Below are 15,187 nucleotides of genomic sequence, written 5' to 3' on the forward strand. Positions count from 1 at the left end.
GGAAAAGCATGGCCCAGGTCGGTCACAATATCAGTCTTCCCGAACGGGCCCGGCGCATTCGCCGGCACGCCCTGCGCATGGGCGAGGTTCAGGGCCAGGGCTATATCGCGCAGGCGCTTGGCATCGCCGACGTTCTGGCGGTCGCCTATTTCCATGCCACGACCTACAGGCCGGAGGATCCGGAATGGGAAGGCCGCGACCGCTTCCTGCTGTCGATCGGCCATTATGCCATCGCACTCTACGCGGCGCTGATCGAGGCGAAGATCGTTCCGGAGGATGAACTCGAGACCTATGGCACGGATGACAGCCGCCTGCCCATGTCGGGCATGGCCGCCTATACGCCGGGCATGGAAATCACCGGCGGATCGCTCGGCCACGGCCTCGGCATAGCGGTCGGCATGTCGCTCGCGCTCAAGCGCAAGAGCTCGCGTTCCTTCGTCTACAACCTGTTTTCCGACGGCGAACTCGACGAGGGATCGACCTGGGAAGCGGCGATGTCTGCCGGGTCCTACAAGCTCGACAACCTGATCGGCATCGTCGACGTTAACCAGATGCAGGCGGACGGTCCGTCGCTCGGGGTCATGAACTTCGAGCCGCTCGGGCCGAAGTTCGAGGCCTTTGGCTGGTTCGTCCAGCGCGTCGACGGCAACGACATCGATGCGCTCGTCGAAGCCTTCGACAAGGCGCGCCATCATTCTGAGACGCAGCCCAGGATCATCATCTGCGATACGAAAATGGCCAAGGGCGTGCCCTTCCTTGAAGCGCGTGAGCGCAACCACTTTCTGCGCGTGGAACCGCATGAATGGGCCGAGGCGATCCGGATCATCGACGCGGGAGCAACGGCATGAGACGCTCGAAATACGAACGCCCGACGCATCTGATCGGCAACGCCGACAGGCCACGGCTGACGACGTCGGCGATGATCGCCTCCATTGCCGGAGCCAACCAGCCCACCCGGCCCGCACCCTTCGGCCACGCGCTCTCGGCGCTGGCGCAAAAGGATGACCGCATCGTCGGCCTTTCGGCGGATCTCGCAAAATATACCGACCTGCATGTCTTCCGCGCAGCCCATCCCGACCGCTTCTATCAAATGGGCATGGCCGAGCAGTTGCTGATGATGTCGGCGGCCGGCATGGCGCGCGAAGGCCTGCAGCCCTGGGTGACGACATACGCCGTCTTCGCCTCGCGCCGGGCTTATGACTTTATCTGCCTGGCGATTGCCGAAGAGATGCTGGACGTCAAGATAGTCTGCGCGCTGCCCGGGCTCACCACCGGCTACGGCCCCAGCCACCAGGCGACCGAAGACATCGCGATGTTCCGCGGCATGCCGAACCTCACCATCGTCGATCCCTGCGACGCGAGCGAGATCGAGCAGGCGGTGCCCGCCATCGCCGCCCATCGGGGTCCGGTCTACATGCGGCTTCTGCGCGGCAACGTGCCGCTCGTGCTCGAGGAGTACGGTTATCGGTTCGAGCTGGGCAAGGCGAAGCTGCTGCGCGACGGGAGCGATACGCTGATCATTTCGTCGGGCCTGATGACGATGCGCGCGCTCGAAGCGGCCGAAGAACTCCGCAAGGACGGTGTCGATGCCGGCGTGCTGCACGTTCCCACGATCAAGCCGCTCGACGAAGCCACGATCCTTGCCGAATGCGCCAAGCAGGGGCGGCTCGTCGTCGTTGCCGAGAACCACACTGTCATCGGCGGTCTCGGAGAGGCGGTCGCCGCCACCTTGATGCGCTCGAACCTGCGCCCCGCCGCATTCCGGCAGATCGGGCTACCGGACGCCTTCCTCGAAGCGGGCGCCCTGCCGACCTTGCACGACATGTACGGGATATCGACCGCGAAGATCGCGGCGCAAATCAGGGGATGGCTAGACCGCTAGGTCGCACGGTTGCCGCGTTGAGGAGCGCGGCGGGCCGCAACAGTTCCAAGTGGAGGAGAAAAGATGAAGTTCGAGATCAACAGACGCCAGTTTCTGGCAGCGTCGTCAACCGTGCTGGCCGCGCCGGCGATCGCCACCATGGTTCGGCCCGCGCGCGCCGGCACGACGCTGACCCTCGGTCACGGCGCCGCACCTGGAAATCCGAGAACAGTCGCTGCGGCGAAGTTCGCGGAATTGGTGGCTGACAAGACGGCCGGCCGCGTCACGATTAACGTTGCCGGCGCGGAGACGCTGGGCAACGACTCAGCGATGCTCACAAGCCTGCGCACGGGTGCTCTCGATTTCACTGCCAACAGCCAGGGCGCGACGTCCGCGCTCGTCCCGGAACTTGCAGCACTCGGCCTTCCCTTTCTGTTCGAGAACACCGCAAAGGCAATGCAGGTTCTCGATGGTCCAGTGGGTGGCGAGTTCGTCAAGCGCTTCGAAGCCGTCGGCGTTGTGCCGCTCGACTGGTGGGACAACGGCATCCGTCATCTCACCAACTCCAAGCGCAACGTCGCCGCGCCCACCGACGTAAGCGGCATGAAAATCCGCACGCCGGCCGATCCGATGACGATGGACATCTTTAAGGCCCTGGGGGCTGCGACAGAGCAGATCGCCTTCTCCGAACTCTATGTGGCCCTGCAGCAGGGCGTGGTCGACGGACAGGAGAACCCGCTCGCCAATATCGACAGTTCCAAGCTCTACGAGGTCAACAAGTACATCAGCCTGACCGGTCATAAGTGGGAATCGACGCCGTTCCTGATGTCGCAGGTCGCTCAGGCGCGACTGGGCGGTGACCTTGAGGCGGTAAAGGCGGCTGCGAAGGAAGCCGGTGAGCTCCAGCGCAAGCTTTCCGCCGAAAAGGACGCCGAGGTCCTCGCAGCGTTCCGGGGCAATGCGGCAATCGAGGTCACCGAGGTGGACCGGCAAGCCTTCGCCAAGGCAACCGCTTCGGTCGCCGAGACCTGGAAGCAGAAGCCTTTTGGAGATTTTGTCGCCCAGATCGAATCCGCCGCCAAAGGCTGAGGCCTTTCTCAACGGGAGCACCCCATGAAAAGCCTCTCAAGTTTCATAGAAGCCACGGTGCGGGCCATCGTCTGGTTTGCGCGGCAGGTCGTCATCTTCAGCGGGATAGCGCTGATGGTCTTCATGACGGCGAACGTCTTTGCCCGCTATGTGCTGACCGGGGGAGGCTTTTCTTTCGCTCAGGAGCTGCCGGTGCTGATCTTTCCATGGTTCATCCTGGGCGGCATCGTGCTCGCCGCTCATTCCGGCGGCCATATGGCCGTCGAATGGATCTACGACAAGCTGCAAGGCGCTGCCCGTTCCACCGCCTTCGTCGTCGCCAATGCCGTCAGTGCCGGGGCTTTTCTGGTGCTGGGCTATCAGGCCTACCGGGTCGGCGAGATCGCTGGGATCGAACACAGCCCGGTCCTCCAACTGCCCAATAGCATGGGGTATTTCGCTCTCGCCATAGGTTCCGTGCTCGTGGCAATCGTTACGCTCGGCGTTGTCCTGCGCGTGCTGCGCCTCGGTTGGGAGTCCCGGACGAACACCGAGAATGGAGAGGTGGCGCTATGACCATCTTGATGATCATCGTCTTCTGCGTGCTGATGATGATGGCGGTGCCGGTCGGCTACGCCCTTATCATTTCTGCCGGCATCGCGGTCCTGTTCAACGGCTATCTGCCGCTGTCGATCGTCGCGCAGCAGATCTATGACCAGACCCAATCCTTTCCGATGCTCGCGTTGCCGTTCTTCATGCTGGCCGGCACGCTGATGCTCGGCGGTGAGCTCGGCCGGCAACTGCTGGAGCTGGCATCCCATGCGATGCAGCGCTGGCGTGGCGGACCCCTATCGACCACCGTCGTTTCGTCCGTCGTGTTCGGGGGAGTATCCGGCTCTGCGGTGGCCAATGCCAGTGCGCTCGGCTCCGTGCTCATCCCGTGGCAGAAGAAGCATGGTTTTCCACCCGCGCTTTGCGCCGCCAACAATGCCACGTCGGCCGTCATCGACGTCCTGATCCCGCCGTCGATTCCGATGATCCTCTTTTCGCTGGTGAGCGGCGTCAGCGTCGCTAACCTCTTCATCGCCGGCATCCTGCCGGGCATCCTGATGGCCGCGAGTTTCGTCTTTGTCTGCTGGTTCATCTCAGTGAGGCGGGGTTATGCCGCGCAGGCCTCGGCAACCAGCAGGCGGCAACTGGCAACGCTGGCGCTAAAGAGCCTGCCCGCCGTGCTCCTGCCGGTTCTGATCATCCTCTTCCTGCGGTTCGGCCTGGCCACGCCGACGGAAGTTGCCGTCCTGTCGGTCGTCTATTCGCTCGCGCTCAGCCTGGCCTACTATCGCGACCTGACGTGGAAGCGCTTTTGCGACAACGTGGTCGAGGCGGGCGTGGCGACCGGCGTTGTCATGCTGGTGATCATGGGCAGCGCGGCCGTGGGCTGGGTGCTGACCTTCGACCAGGCACCGCAGCAAATGGCCGACTGGGTCGCCGCCAACATTTCGAGCCCGATCGTCATCATCCTGATGATGAACATCCTCATGCTCATCGTCGGCATGCCGCTCGACATGCCGCCGGCCATCCTGCTGCTTGGGCCGATATTCGTACCGCTCGCCGATGCGATCGGACTGGACCGGGTCCAGCTCGGGCTGATGATGGTGATCAATCTCGGCATCGGACTTTACACGCCGCCGATTGGCACGACGCTCTTCATCTCGTCGTCGATCGCAAAATCACCGCTCGGCGAGACGACGCGGGAGCTCTGGCCCTTCTTCGCCATGGCAATGGCACTGCTGCTTGCAGTGAGCTTCATGCCTGCGCTCACGCTCTATTGAGGACCATGCGCCATGACCGAGGACCAGAAGAACATCGTCTCAGTCCGTTCCCTCACCAAAGCCTATGGCGCGACCGCAGTGCTGAAAGGGATCGATTTCTCGGTGGCCCGCGGCGAAATACATGCGCTCCTCGGCGGCAACGGCGCGGGCAAGTCGACACTCATCCGCATCATCACGGGAACGGCCACGAAGGACGGTGGCGAACTCTTCTTCCGCGACGCCTCGGGCAACCTCCTCAGCGAGACGGACGGTCGCCTCAAGGTCGCCGTGGTCCATCAGGAACTGGCGCTTCTCCCGCATTTGACCGTCGCGGAGAACATCGCGCTGCCACACTTCCGCAAGGGATCCCGCCTCTACGATCGGCGCCTGGCGACAAGACAGGCGCATGACGCCTTGTCGATGATCGACCGCGACTTCGCGGCGGTCGCGCTAAACCGCCTCGTCGGCGATCTCAGCCTGCACGAGGGGCAGATGGTGGAGATCGCGCGAGCCCTGTCTTCGGGCGCCGAACTCATCCTGCTTGACGAGCCCACCGCCAATCTCACCGCAATCGAAACGGAGCGATTGTTCGGCGTCCTGCGGCGACTTGCGCGGGACAATGGCCTCTCGGTCGTCTTTGTCTCTCACCGCATGAAGGAAATCCGCCAGATCGCCAATGTCTGCTCAATCATCCGGGACGGCAGGACGGTGGTGAAGAGCGTGCCGACGGGCGACCTGACTGACCGCGCGATCGTCGAGCATATGGGCCAGGCTCACGTTATGGCCGCTCCACGGGCCATCAGGGTGGCGCAACAGTCTATGGCAGGAGAACCGCTGACCATCACCGAAGACGGCTTCTCCGTCGTGTTGCAGCCGGGGACTATCCTCGGCGTTGCCGGTGCCCCGGCAGGCCCCGAGACGCTGATCGCCGCCCTCGTCGGGGCGGCCCACGCCAAGCGCTGGACGGTGACGCGCGCGGGATGGCCGGCTCGTTTCCGCTCCCCGCATCAGGCGGCGCGACTCGGCGCGGGTTTCGTAACAGGCGACCGGGCGCATCGCGGTATCCTTCACTCCCTGCCGATCATCGACAACGTGCTCGCATCGCGTCGCGTTACACGGGGTTCGCTCTTCGCCAGGAAGCACGAAGGGGTCGAGTGCCTCGACCTGATGCAGGCGCTCAAGGTGAAGGCGGGCTCGCTCTGGCACCTGCCGAATACGCTGAGCGGCGGCACGCAGCAGAAGCTGCTTCTCGCCCGCTGGCTGAATCTGCCCTCTCGCCTTCTGGTCCTCGAAGAACCCACGCGTGGCGTCGATATCGGCACCAAGCGGGAAATCTACCAACTGATCCGCGACATGGCGGCAACCGGAACCGCGATCGTCTGGTGGTCCACGGAAAATGCGGAACTGCTTGAAGTTTGCGACCGCGTGCTGGCCTTCGACACTGAAGGGCGCTCGTCTGGTGTGATCGAACGCGACCAACTCAGCGAGGACAGGCTCGCGACACTGACAGGAATGGCGGCATGACGAAAACCATCATGGACCAAGCCGGGGCAAGTATCGAAACGCGACCGGCAATCCGGACCCGGGAAAGTCTCCTTTCCAGTTACCGGACGGAATTGGCGATCGCCGGGGCAATCGTCCTTCTTGTGCTGGCGGTCGGAACCCAGGTGCCGCAGGCGCTGAGCTGGGGAAACTTTGCCAACATCACCCAGGCGGGCGCACCGCTGATCATCATGTCGCTCGGCGTGCTTCTCGTGGTGATCACCGGCGGTATCGACCTTTCGGTCGGATCCGTCTTTTCGCTGACGGGCATGGTCACGGCGCAGGCCATGGCCATGGGTTTCGGCGGCGTAAGCGCCGCCCTCGCCGGGCTTGGAGTCGGCCTGGTCTTCGGCTCGATCAACGGCTTTCTTGTCACCGTGGCGGGGCTTGCGCCTTTCGTGGTGACGCTGATCACCTTCGCCGTTGCCGGCTCGCTTGCCTTCATCGTCACCAATGGACGGTCCATGCCGATCGGCGATCCGGATTTCTGGCTGCTCAACAGCGGCAGCCTTGTCCCCGGCGTGCCGAACTACATCCTGTTCTGCATCGTGCTGCTCGTCGTCATCGAAATATTTCTCAAGAAGATGGTCGCGGGGCGCTGGTTCTACGCCGTTGGCAGCAGCGCGGCAGCCGCCCATCTTCTTGGAATTCCCGTCAAGCGGACGCAGTTCTTCGCCTATGTCGCCTCGTCCCTCCTCGCATCCTTCTCCGGTTTGCTCACCATCTCTTACATTCTCAACGCGGAATCGACGGCGGGCTCCAGCCTGATGCTGCAGGCGATCGCTGCTGTCGTCATCGGCGGGGCCAGCCTGCTCGGCGGCACGGGAACGGCGGTGGGCGCCGTCCTTGGGGCCCTGATGATCACGGTCATCCAGAACGGCGTCAATCTCATCGGCATCAACAGCTTCTGGCAGGGATCGGTCACCGGCCTCGCCATCCTGGTCGCGGTCCTGATCGATCGTTTCAGCAAATCGCGGCGCGGTGCCGTGTAATCCGTCCTGGGGAGACCTGGACGTCAAGAGGAGGAAGAAGGCATGAAGAAGAAACTGAACGGGTGGCTGGCGATGGCAGCGAGCGTCGCGCTGGCGGCACTGTCGAGCGTGGCGCATGCGGAGGAGAAAAAGACGGTCGCCTATCTCGCGCCATCGCTCGACATTTCCTACTGGCAATGGGTCGGCTTCGGCGTGAAGCAGAAGGCGCAAGAGCTCGGCATGGACTATGTGGAGTTCACCTCGGAGAATTCGCCGGCCAAGCAGATGGACAATGCGCGTACGGCCGTGACCAAAGGCGTCGATGCGATTGTCATCGGTCCCGTGAGCTCGACCAGCACGCCGCCGCTGCTCGCCTACCTGAAATCCCAGAACATCCCGATCGCGTTTGCCGGTATCGGCCCGCAGCCCGGCCAGACGGACTACACGTCCTCTGTCACCGCCAACAATTACGAGACGGGGAAGGCGCAGGGCAGCTTCGTCTGCGCGCTCGCGAAAGAGCGCGGCGGCAACAAGGTTGGCATGCTGTCCCTTCCTCAGGACCGCGAGAACGCCCAGAAATATCTCAAGGGGGCTAAGGAGGCGTTTGCGGCCGATGGCTGCGAACTCGCTCAGATGCTCGAGACGCGCGGTCTCACCGTGAACGAAGCCGTGACGCAGGCCAATGACATGCTGACTGCCCATCCGGACATCAAGGCGATCTATGGCATGTATGACGAGGCCGGAACCGGCGCGGCGAAGGTTCTCGAGACCCGTGGCTTGACCGGAAAGATCGGCATCACGGTCGCCGACGGGAGCCCGACGACCATCGCGCTTCTGAAAGCCAACGCCATTCAGGGCATCTTCTTCCAGGAAGCGGTCGGCCAAGGCATTGACGGCACGCAGCAGGTGTTCAATGCACTGACAAACGCAAAGGTCGAGAAGGATCTTGCTCTCGTCATGCCGCTCGTGACTGCCGACAAGATCGACACGCCCGAGGCCAAGGCCGTGATCGCGCGCGTTTTCCCGCCGAGCAACTGACCAGGAAAAGGCGGGAGCGGCCTGGATCGTCGTTCCCGCAACCCCGAGGAGGAACCATGTCCGACATCGCCATTATCGACCCCCATTTCCACCTGTGGGATCTGGAGACAAACTACTATCCCTGGCTTTGCGACGGCGTGAAGCCATCCGCCTTCGGGGACTATACCGCCATCAACAAGACCTACTTGATCGGGGATTTACTGACCGACGCGAAGGACCAAAACTTGGTCAAGGCGGTCCACCTCGATGTCGGGTTCGACCCGAAGAACCCGGCCGGTGAGACCAAGTGGCTCCAGAGTATCGCCGACGAGCATGGTTTCCCGCACGGCATCGTCGGCTATGCCGACTTGCGCAAGCCCGATGTCGGCGACCTGCTCGACGAGCATATGCAATACGCGAATTTCCGTGGCATCCGCCAGTCGATGAACTATCACACCGACGCCGCCAAGACGTACCTGGCCGAGCCCGAGGTGAGCCGAACGCCGGAATGGCGCCGGGGCTTCAGGGAACTGGCGCGCCGGGGACTTAGCTTCGACCTCCAGCTCTATTACTGGCAGATGGAAGAGTTTCTCGAAGTCGCTCGCGATTTTCCCGACGTCCAGATCATCCTCAACCATACCGGCATGCAGGTCGACGGCCCCGCGCATTTCGACGGCTGGCGCAAGGCCATGCATAGGCTGGCGCAGGCGCCGAACGTCGCGTGCAAGATCTCGGGTCTCGGCATGGGTGACTGGACCTGGAACACCGAGAGCATACGCCCCTATGTCGAGGAGGCGATCGGCGCCTTCGGCGTTGAGCGGGCAATGTTTGCCTCGAATTTCCCTGTCGACAAGCTGTTCTCGAGCTATGACGCGATATGGAACGCTTTCAAGGAAATCACCCTCGGTTACTCAGCTTCGGAACGCTCGGCACTGTTCCACGACAACGCCGAGCGGTTCTACCGGCTTTAGCAGCCGCGATTGTACCGTGATAAAAGTCTGCCGACCCATCCTGGTCGGATGATCAGCGGATTGCCTGAAAATGCCAGGCGTACTTAGATCATGGAGAAATGCACGATTTTACATACCCAATGGACCACAGCAACGGGCAAACCAAGCCGCAGCAAGGCAAGCGCATCTCAAATCAAAAGTGCAACTGTACTGCTAGTTTGGGAGCCGGACCGCTGCCCGGCTCCTTGCGATCTAGGCTGCGAGGACGCCGCTCTTCTTTGCCGCCCAAGTGGCGATGTAGTCCATCAGGCCAGGTGAGAGGCAGTCATAAGGTGCAAGGTCCAGCTCGACGAGCCGCTCACGGATTGCGTCCATCTCTGAAGGGTCATACCCTGCCTCGATGATTGAGGACACGAATGCGGCAAATGCCGGTTCCGCCCATCCTTCTTCTTCGAAACGCTCTGGATGGATGAAGGACAAGCCGTTGAACGGATGATCCCGATCCACCGGCCCATACATATGGACACCGCACTCCTTACAGGCATGTCGCTGGATGAGCGCATTTGGATCGACGACCGCGAGCTTATTGCCGTTCTCAACGACTTCCACGGCTTGCGTGGGTACCACTGCAACAATGGAGAAATTTGCGCCTACCGGTTTCCAGCACTTGGTGCAGCCGCAGGCATGATTATGGGCGATATCGCCGTTGATCTTCACCTTAACCGGCTTCGTCGTGCACTCGCATGTGAGAGTGCCTCCTGCGAACAGGCCGCTGCCCTTCTTCAATCCCCCATCGACATCGGGGTGTATGCCGACATTTGCCATCTTCTTCCTCCTATTTGGCCGGACACCGCGCCGCGTTCAGATCGGCAGGGGGCCGATCAGCGATTAGGTCGCTCCATTGGAACTCCGTTACAGTTCGACCGCGTAGTAGGTGAAGCCGCCTTCGTCCTTTCCGACGCCAGAAATAGCTTCATTGATCCTCTCCAGCGGCCACACCATCGGCAGCATTACCGACATGTCGATGATCCCTGCTTCGACCATCGCAGCAATCTCCATGCCTTCGGCGGCCGTAAACCATACCGAGCCGATCAATTCCATCTGCTCGTCCATCCACCACTTGACGTCGACGGGCAAAGCCCCCGACGTGCCGCCGATGTTGACGATGCGGCCTCCTCGTTTGACGCCACCCATGGCGTCCAGCATGGAGTCGAGCGGCGCCTTGGCGCCGAGCGTATCAAGCATCAAGTCCGCTCCGCTCCCGTTGGTCTGCTCCTTGACGAAGGCTCCGGAAGATCCCTTCACGTTCGAGAAGGTGATGATCCGGTCCGGCGCGATCGCGTTCAGCCGCTCGAGCAGCGTCTCGCCTCTGGCCACGGCGTAGATTTTGGCAACGCCCATCGCCAATGCGAACAACGTCGCACCCAAGCCTAGCGTCCCAGTGGCGCCGTTGATGATCAGAGTCTTGCCCATGAGTGGACCGCATTTTTTGAGGGCGGCGTAGGAGGTGCCGAGATAGCCCATACGGGAACCCTGGACGAACGTCATGTTGTCGGGGATTTTGATGGCCTGCGACTGCGGGGCGAGCATGAATTCGCCAAATCCGCCGTAAGGATAACGGGCGAACATTTCCATGCTTTTTTGATTGTAGCCGAAGTACCCGCCAAGCGTCCAATATTCGCAGGCCTGCGGCTTGCCTGAAGAACAATGATGGCATGTGCCGCAGAAACGTCCGGGATTCACATAAACCCTGTCGCCTGGCTTAAGGCCGACGACCTGGGGACCCACCTCGTGGACCACGCCACTCGGATCGAGGCCATGAATCGCAGGCCGTGGCGGCAATGGCATCTGTGGATACCACGTCTCCCAGTTGGCCAGAACGTTCGCGAGATTTGGAACCATTCCGCAGGCTTTCACGCGGACGATCACGTCGCTGCCGGTGGCCGTTGGTCGCTCGACCTCGTCGATGCTCATCGGCTGACCCACGGCATGAAGCCGGGCGGCACGCATCAGTTCCATCGGTATTCCTCCCAAACTCAAAGATTGCGTCGCATTGACATTCCAATTGGATTGTGAATACCGTCTAGTATCTGAAAAGGCAAGCGGGGAATGGCAACTATCCTCGCCGACCCGGCGGAGGCCGGCGTCAAGGAGGAGAAATGGATTTCGTTTTGGTCGACTGGCTGCGCATTCTCTGCGGCGTCTGGTTGATTCCCCACCTGATCGGCAAAGGCCTGCACTATGAGAAAGCCGGAGGAACATTCGAGGCGGCAGGTTTCAAACCTGGCAAGCTTTTCGTTGGCGTTACCATCGTTGCGGAGGCATGCGCAGCGGCGGGATTGATTCTTTCTGTTTATCCCAGGGTTGCAGCTGTTTTCGGTGCCTTGGTATTGCTCGGCGCCGGCTACGCGGTCGTGAAGATCAACGGCATGAACTGGCGCTGGCAGAAGATGGGGCCAGAGTATCCAATCTTTTGGGCACTCATTTGTCTGCTAACGGCTCTTGTATGATCGCTGCATTTTGAGGTACGCCTCGGTGTCTGGATACGCGAGAACGGGAATTTCGAATGGCACGGCTGACACGTGAGCAAAGTCAGGCTCGAACGAAAGAGAAGCTTCTAGCGTCCGCTTATGAAGTCATGGCACGGTACGGCTACGCTGGGGCTTCGATTGAGCGGATCGCCGAGGAAGCCGGCTATTCGAAGGGAGCGTTCTACTCGAACTTTGCCAACAAGGAAGACATCTTCCTCCAGCTCCTTGCCGGCAATGCCGGTGGAGACGTGGTTCAACTGACGGAACTTCTCGGCAAATGCGATGACCCGATGGAGCTCATCGACACTCTCGCGAGCTGGGCGAACAACCGTGGGGATGACCGCCGATGGGGAATGCTGGCGATCGAGCTGCTGCGTATGGCACAGCATGATCACACGCTGGGAGATCGTCACATAGGGCTCTTCCGGGATCAATGGGAGGGCGTAGGCAAGATCCTCATCGATAAGTTGGATCTCGTTACGCAGCCTCCTGCGAGTCCGTTCTATATCGGCGGTATCGTTCTCGAGCTCACCTATGGTGGTATTTCGAGCTTCCTCAAGGACGGAGCACCTGGCGACATGGTCCGGGTCGTTCTACGAGACATGTACCGGTCGTCGCGGGCAACCAAATCTGGCGTCCCGGTAAAAGCCTGACAGAGTCCATCGGCTACACAGAATGAGCAACGGGCGGCTTTTACTTTAGTCGTCCCACGCGCACTCAACCTCTCAACATTCTATCGATCATCGAAGCTGCCACGCAGCGGGGACAAACCACCCGCTTTTGCGTCTATAGCGAGCTTGACATCGGAAAATTCAAAGACTACATTTCACTCAAAGACTGAATGGTATTTGAAAACTGTTTGGTATTTAAGTCGCAAACTGCGGCGACCGCTGTCGAGGAGCATGCGGGCTATGGGGATCATGGGCAAAGGTAAAATGACAGTGAGCTGTCGAAGGACGCAAGCCGGAGGCTAAGGCACCGGTTTTCTTGGTGCCGGGTGCCACGCGTCGGCGTGCCGGCACTGCAGGATATACATTTCGCAATTCGGAAGGCTTCGCATGCTTGGATTTGGCAACTCCCCGCAGGAGGCGCTGGCCGCGTCCCTGCTCGCCATGGTGCTCGTTGGCATTTTTGCGTCGGGTCTGATGCGCTGGCGCGGCCTGATACGCCTTACCGACCTCCTAATGCCTGTTGCATTGCTGGCAGCCTATTGGCTCGTCTACAACAAGATGCCGGCTTTTCCGCCTGTCGGGGCGGTCAACAAGGTGTTCTATGTGATTGTTATCGGGACGATAGTCGGCTTCGCGGTCGAGATCGCTGCCCAACCCGCGGTTCGAGTTGTTTCCCTATTTCAGCCCGTGGCGGCCGCGGTCTATATTGGCCTGCCCCGTTTGGTTGTGGCGTCTTGGGAAGTGGTGGCTGCGGCGGCAGCGGGCGTGGCTATAATGTGGCTCATCTTGCCAGGGGCGACGGCTGGCCCGGAAGATGATGTGAAGCGGGGCGGCATTGTTGCCGTGCTCGCACTCGGCTTCGCGCCGATAGCCCTTCTGGGTGCGTCGTCCTCCTCATTTCAACTCTGTCTCATGCTCGCAGCGGGCTGCTTTGGCATTCTCCTCGTGCACGTCGTCAACCCCGTTTTCCGCTTCGGCGGTGCTTCAGCGACCGGAGCATTGGGTGGATTGATTTCCGTCGCTTACACGGTGGTATTGATCACCCGCAAAGCCGATCCCATCGCTATTGCGGTCCTCGGCCTCTGCCTCGTGCTGCCAGTGTTCTCGGAACGTATCTGTCGGATGCTTGGCGTATCTCGGTCGTTTCCGCGCCTTTTCGTCCATGTGTCCCTCGCCGTGCTTCCGGCCGCGTTGGCGGTCGCTGTCGCGTTCCTGGACTACGGATCGAGCTTTCCAGTTTAACTCAAGGAGGAGAATGAAAATGAAACACAGACTTGCAGCATTGTTGCTTTCGGTGGCGTCGCTCGCCTGGTCAGTGTCGCCCGCCTGGGCCACCAAATTCGACATCGACCCGGTCCATTCAGGAATCGCGTTTTACATCGACCACCTGGGCTTCTCGAAAGTGATTGGCGTCGCGCAGGAATTCTCAGGCGTTTTCGAGTTCGATGCCACGAAGCCCGAGGGAAGCAGCCTTGATGTCAAAGTCATGGTCGGTTCGATCTCGACGAACAACAAGCAGCGCGACGGCGACATCCAGGGCGCCGATTGGTTCAATGCGACGGAATTTCCGGAAATCACCTTCGTCGGCAAGGAATTCAAGAAAACCTCCGACACCACGGGACAAATTGTTGGCGACCTAACGATTGCGGGCGTCACGAAGTCCGCTGCGCTGGATGTCAAGTTCAATAAGGAAGGCCAGAACCCGTGGGACAAAAGCCACGTTGTCGGCTTCAGCGCGACAACCAAGGTCAAGCGGAGCGATTTCGGCATGAAGGCAGCGCTCGGAATGATCGGTGATGAGGTCGATCTCGTGATTCAGGTGGAAGGCCGCGAGCACCAAAGCTGATCAAACGCAATCCGGACGGTAAGGTCACGTCCCGAAAAGATACCGTCGCCACAAAGCGACGGTATTTTTCCGTATGGGCGCAACCTTTATGCCGTCCGGCCTGGGATGGGCAGCCGAGCTGATTTTTCCAGTTTTTTCGGATACTTTTTGGTATGCCAATACGAAATGGTATGTTAACGAGAGGCGGCGCAGCTGGAAGGTAGGGATAAAGCCGTAAGCGCGCATTGGGAGGATCTATAAATGCGTTCGCTTGCAATGTTGCTCGTTTGCGGTAAGCCCGCGCGGCGAAGCTCGACGGTCTCCGGAGCGCCAACAGCCGATCAAAACAACCCTCATTCTTCCGCAATCTGACACTCGCGTGTCACGGCCGCGCCGCGGCAAATTTGGTAACAATCGAAAGGAACCCCATGGACGTTCGCGCCGCCGTTGCCGTTCAGGCTGGAAAACCGCTTGAGATCATGACCGTGCAGCTCGATGGTCCCAAGGCGGGTGAAGTACTGCTCGAAGTAAAGGCCACAGGTATTTGCCACACCGACGATTTCACGCTGTCTGGCGCCGATCCGGAAGGGCTGTTTCCGGCAATCCTCGGCCATGAGGGTGCCGGCATCGTCGTCGATGTTGGCCCGGGCGTCACTTCGGTCAAGAAGGGCGACCACGTCATTCCGCTCTATACGCCGGAATGCCGTCAATGCCCGTCCTGCCTGTCGCGCAAGACCAATCTCTGCACGGCGATCCGCGCCACCCAGGGCCAGGGCCTGATGCCGGACGGCACGAGCCGCTTCTCGATCGGCAAGGACAAGATCCATCACTACATGGGCTGCTCGACCTTTGCCAATTACACGGTGCTGCCCGAGATCGCCGTTGCCAAGGTCAATGCGGACGCCCCCTTCGACAAGATCTGCTACATCGGCTGCGGCGT

General features: G+C 60.8%; 16 protein-coding genes. 14 read left to right on the forward strand and 2 right to left on the reverse strand.

What is annotated here, in order from left to right:
• The first annotated feature begins 8 nt into the window (after window positions 1-8).
• The 9 genes from BLP23_RS11130 to BLP23_RS11170 all read left to right on the forward strand — a co-directional run bounded on the left by BLP23_RS11130 (window position 9) and on the right by BLP23_RS11170 (window position 9,241).
• Window positions 9-848, forward strand: coding sequence for a transketolase (locus BLP23_RS11130; RefSeq protein WP_092584910.1), 840 nt, complete (start codon window positions 9-11; stop codon window positions 846-848).
• Window positions 845-1,882: a transketolase family protein gene (locus BLP23_RS11135; protein WP_092584911.1), complete on the forward strand. Its 1,038-nt coding sequence runs from the start codon at window positions 845-847 to the stop codon at window positions 1,880-1,882. The genes BLP23_RS11130 and BLP23_RS11135 overlap by 4 nt, the downstream gene beginning before the upstream one ends.
• A gap of 63 nt (window positions 1,883-1,945) precedes the next feature.
• Window positions 1,946-2,950 (forward strand): TRAP transporter substrate-binding protein, encoded by a 1,005-nt coding sequence (locus tag BLP23_RS11140; RefSeq protein WP_092584912.1) that lies wholly within the window; start codon window positions 1,946-1,948, stop codon window positions 2,948-2,950.
• 24 nt (window positions 2,951-2,974) lie between these two features.
• On the forward strand, window positions 2,975-3,505 hold the full coding sequence (locus tag BLP23_RS11145; protein WP_092584913.1) for a TRAP transporter small permease: 531 nt from the start codon (window positions 2,975-2,977) through the stop codon (window positions 3,503-3,505).
• On the forward strand, window positions 3,502-4,761 hold the full coding sequence (locus tag BLP23_RS11150) for a TRAP transporter large permease subunit (protein WP_092584914.1): 1,260 nt from the start codon (window positions 3,502-3,504) through the stop codon (window positions 4,759-4,761). Before BLP23_RS11145 ends, BLP23_RS11150 begins: the two co-directional genes overlap by 4 nt.
• Window positions 4,762-4,773: 12 nt before the next feature.
• Entirely contained in the window at window positions 4,774-6,264 is a 1,491-nt protein-coding gene (locus tag BLP23_RS11155; protein WP_092584915.1) for a sugar ABC transporter ATP-binding protein, read from the forward strand.
• Window positions 6,261-7,274, forward strand: coding sequence for an ABC transporter permease (locus BLP23_RS11160; protein ID WP_092584916.1), 1,014 nt, complete (start codon window positions 6,261-6,263; stop codon window positions 7,272-7,274). Before BLP23_RS11155 ends, BLP23_RS11160 begins: the two co-directional genes overlap by 4 nt.
• A 42-nt stretch (window positions 7,275-7,316) precedes the next feature.
• Entirely contained in the window at window positions 7,317-8,291 is a 975-nt protein-coding gene (locus tag BLP23_RS11165) for a substrate-binding domain-containing protein (protein ID WP_092584917.1), read from the forward strand.
• A 56-nt stretch (window positions 8,292-8,347) separates the two neighbouring features.
• Window positions 8,348-9,241, forward strand: coding sequence for an amidohydrolase family protein (locus BLP23_RS11170; RefSeq protein WP_092584918.1), 894 nt, complete (start codon window positions 8,348-8,350; stop codon window positions 9,239-9,241).
• 231 nt (window positions 9,242-9,472) lie between these two features.
• Here the strand turns inward: BLP23_RS11170 and gfa are convergent, their stop codons facing one another.
• Both gfa and BLP23_RS11180 read right to left on the reverse strand, forming a co-directional pair.
• The gene (gene gfa, locus BLP23_RS11175) at window positions 9,473-10,045 is read right to left on the reverse strand and encodes an S-(hydroxymethyl)glutathione synthase (protein WP_092584919.1); all 573 of its coding nucleotides are present in this window, start codon (window positions 10,043-10,045) and stop codon (window positions 9,473-9,475) included.
• Window positions 10,046-10,132: 87 nt separating this feature from the next.
• Window positions 10,133-11,239: an alcohol dehydrogenase catalytic domain-containing protein gene (locus BLP23_RS11180; protein ID WP_092584920.1), complete on the reverse strand. Its 1,107-nt coding sequence runs from the start codon at window positions 11,237-11,239 to the stop codon at window positions 10,133-10,135.
• Window positions 11,240-11,379: 140 nt separating this feature from the next.
• Here BLP23_RS11180 and BLP23_RS11185 point away from each other — a divergent pair, with 140 nt between their 5' ends.
• The 5 genes from BLP23_RS11185 to BLP23_RS11205 form a co-directional block, all read left to right on the forward strand.
• The gene (locus BLP23_RS11185; RefSeq protein ID WP_092584921.1) at window positions 11,380-11,730 is read left to right on the forward strand and encodes a DoxX family protein; all 351 of its coding nucleotides are present in this window, start codon (window positions 11,380-11,382) and stop codon (window positions 11,728-11,730) included.
• A 56-nt stretch (window positions 11,731-11,786) separates the two neighbouring features.
• Window positions 11,787-12,404, forward strand: a complete 618-nt coding sequence (locus tag BLP23_RS11190; protein ID WP_092584922.1) for a TetR/AcrR family transcriptional regulator — start codon at window positions 11,787-11,789, stop codon at window positions 12,402-12,404.
• A 405-nt stretch (window positions 12,405-12,809) separates the two neighbouring features.
• Window positions 12,810-13,664, forward strand: a complete 855-nt coding sequence (locus BLP23_RS11195; protein ID WP_092584923.1) for a hypothetical protein — start codon at window positions 12,810-12,812, stop codon at window positions 13,662-13,664.
• 19 nt (window positions 13,665-13,683) lie between these two features.
• Entirely contained in the window at window positions 13,684-14,268 is a 585-nt protein-coding gene (locus BLP23_RS11200) for a YceI family protein (RefSeq protein ID WP_092584924.1), read from the forward strand.
• Between the two features lie 407 nt (window positions 14,269-14,675).
• Window positions 14,676-15,187: alcohol dehydrogenase catalytic domain-containing protein (locus BLP23_RS11205; protein ID WP_167363870.1), on the forward strand; the 512-nt coding region annotated here is incomplete at its 3' end.

This window comes from Rhizobium mongolense subsp. loessense (assembly GCF_900099775.1).
Classification (GTDB): Bacteria; Pseudomonadota; Alphaproteobacteria; order Rhizobiales; family Rhizobiaceae; genus Rhizobium; species Rhizobium loessense.

Excerpts from the sequence above, each read along its gene's own strand:
- BLP23_RS11140 (WP_092584912.1), top strand. The coding sequence starts at position 1,946 with ATGAAGTTCGAGATCAACAGACGCCAGTTTCTGGCAGCGTCGTCAACC.
- BLP23_RS11150 (WP_092584914.1), top strand. The coding sequence starts at position 3,502 with ATGACCATCTTGATGATCATCGTCTTCTGCGTGCTGATGATGATGGCG.
- BLP23_RS11135 (WP_092584911.1), top strand. The coding sequence starts at position 845 with ATGAGACGCTCGAAATACGAACGCCCGACGCATCTGATCGGCAACGCC.
- BLP23_RS11160 (WP_092584916.1), top strand. The coding sequence starts at position 6,261 with ATGACGAAAACCATCATGGACCAAGCCGGGGCAAGTATCGAAACGCGA.
- BLP23_RS11130 (WP_092584910.1), top strand. The coding sequence starts at position 9 with ATGGCCCAGGTCGGTCACAATATCAGTCTTCCCGAACGGGCCCGGCGC.
- gfa (WP_092584919.1), bottom strand. The coding sequence starts at position 10,045 with ATGGCAAATGTCGGCATACACCCCGATGTCGATGGGGGATTGAAGAAG.
- BLP23_RS11195 (WP_092584923.1), top strand. The coding sequence starts at position 12,810 with ATGCTTGGATTTGGCAACTCCCCGCAGGAGGCGCTGGCCGCGTCCCTG.
- BLP23_RS11180 (WP_092584920.1), bottom strand. The coding sequence starts at position 11,239 with ATGGAACTGATGCGTGCCGCCCGGCTTCATGCCGTGGGTCAGCCGATG.
- BLP23_RS11145 (WP_092584913.1), top strand. The coding sequence starts at position 2,975 with ATGAAAAGCCTCTCAAGTTTCATAGAAGCCACGGTGCGGGCCATCGTC.
- BLP23_RS11185 (WP_092584921.1), top strand. The coding sequence starts at position 11,380 with ATGGATTTCGTTTTGGTCGACTGGCTGCGCATTCTCTGCGGCGTCTGG.
- BLP23_RS11190 (WP_092584922.1), top strand. The coding sequence starts at position 11,787 with ATGGCACGGCTGACACGTGAGCAAAGTCAGGCTCGAACGAAAGAGAAG.
- BLP23_RS11170 (WP_092584918.1), top strand. The coding sequence starts at position 8,348 with ATGTCCGACATCGCCATTATCGACCCCCATTTCCACCTGTGGGATCTG.
- BLP23_RS11155 (WP_092584915.1), top strand. The coding sequence starts at position 4,774 with ATGACCGAGGACCAGAAGAACATCGTCTCAGTCCGTTCCCTCACCAAA.
- BLP23_RS11200 (WP_092584924.1), top strand. The coding sequence starts at position 13,684 with ATGAAACACAGACTTGCAGCATTGTTGCTTTCGGTGGCGTCGCTCGCC.
- BLP23_RS11165 (WP_092584917.1), top strand. The coding sequence starts at position 7,317 with ATGAAGAAGAAACTGAACGGGTGGCTGGCGATGGCAGCGAGCGTCGCG.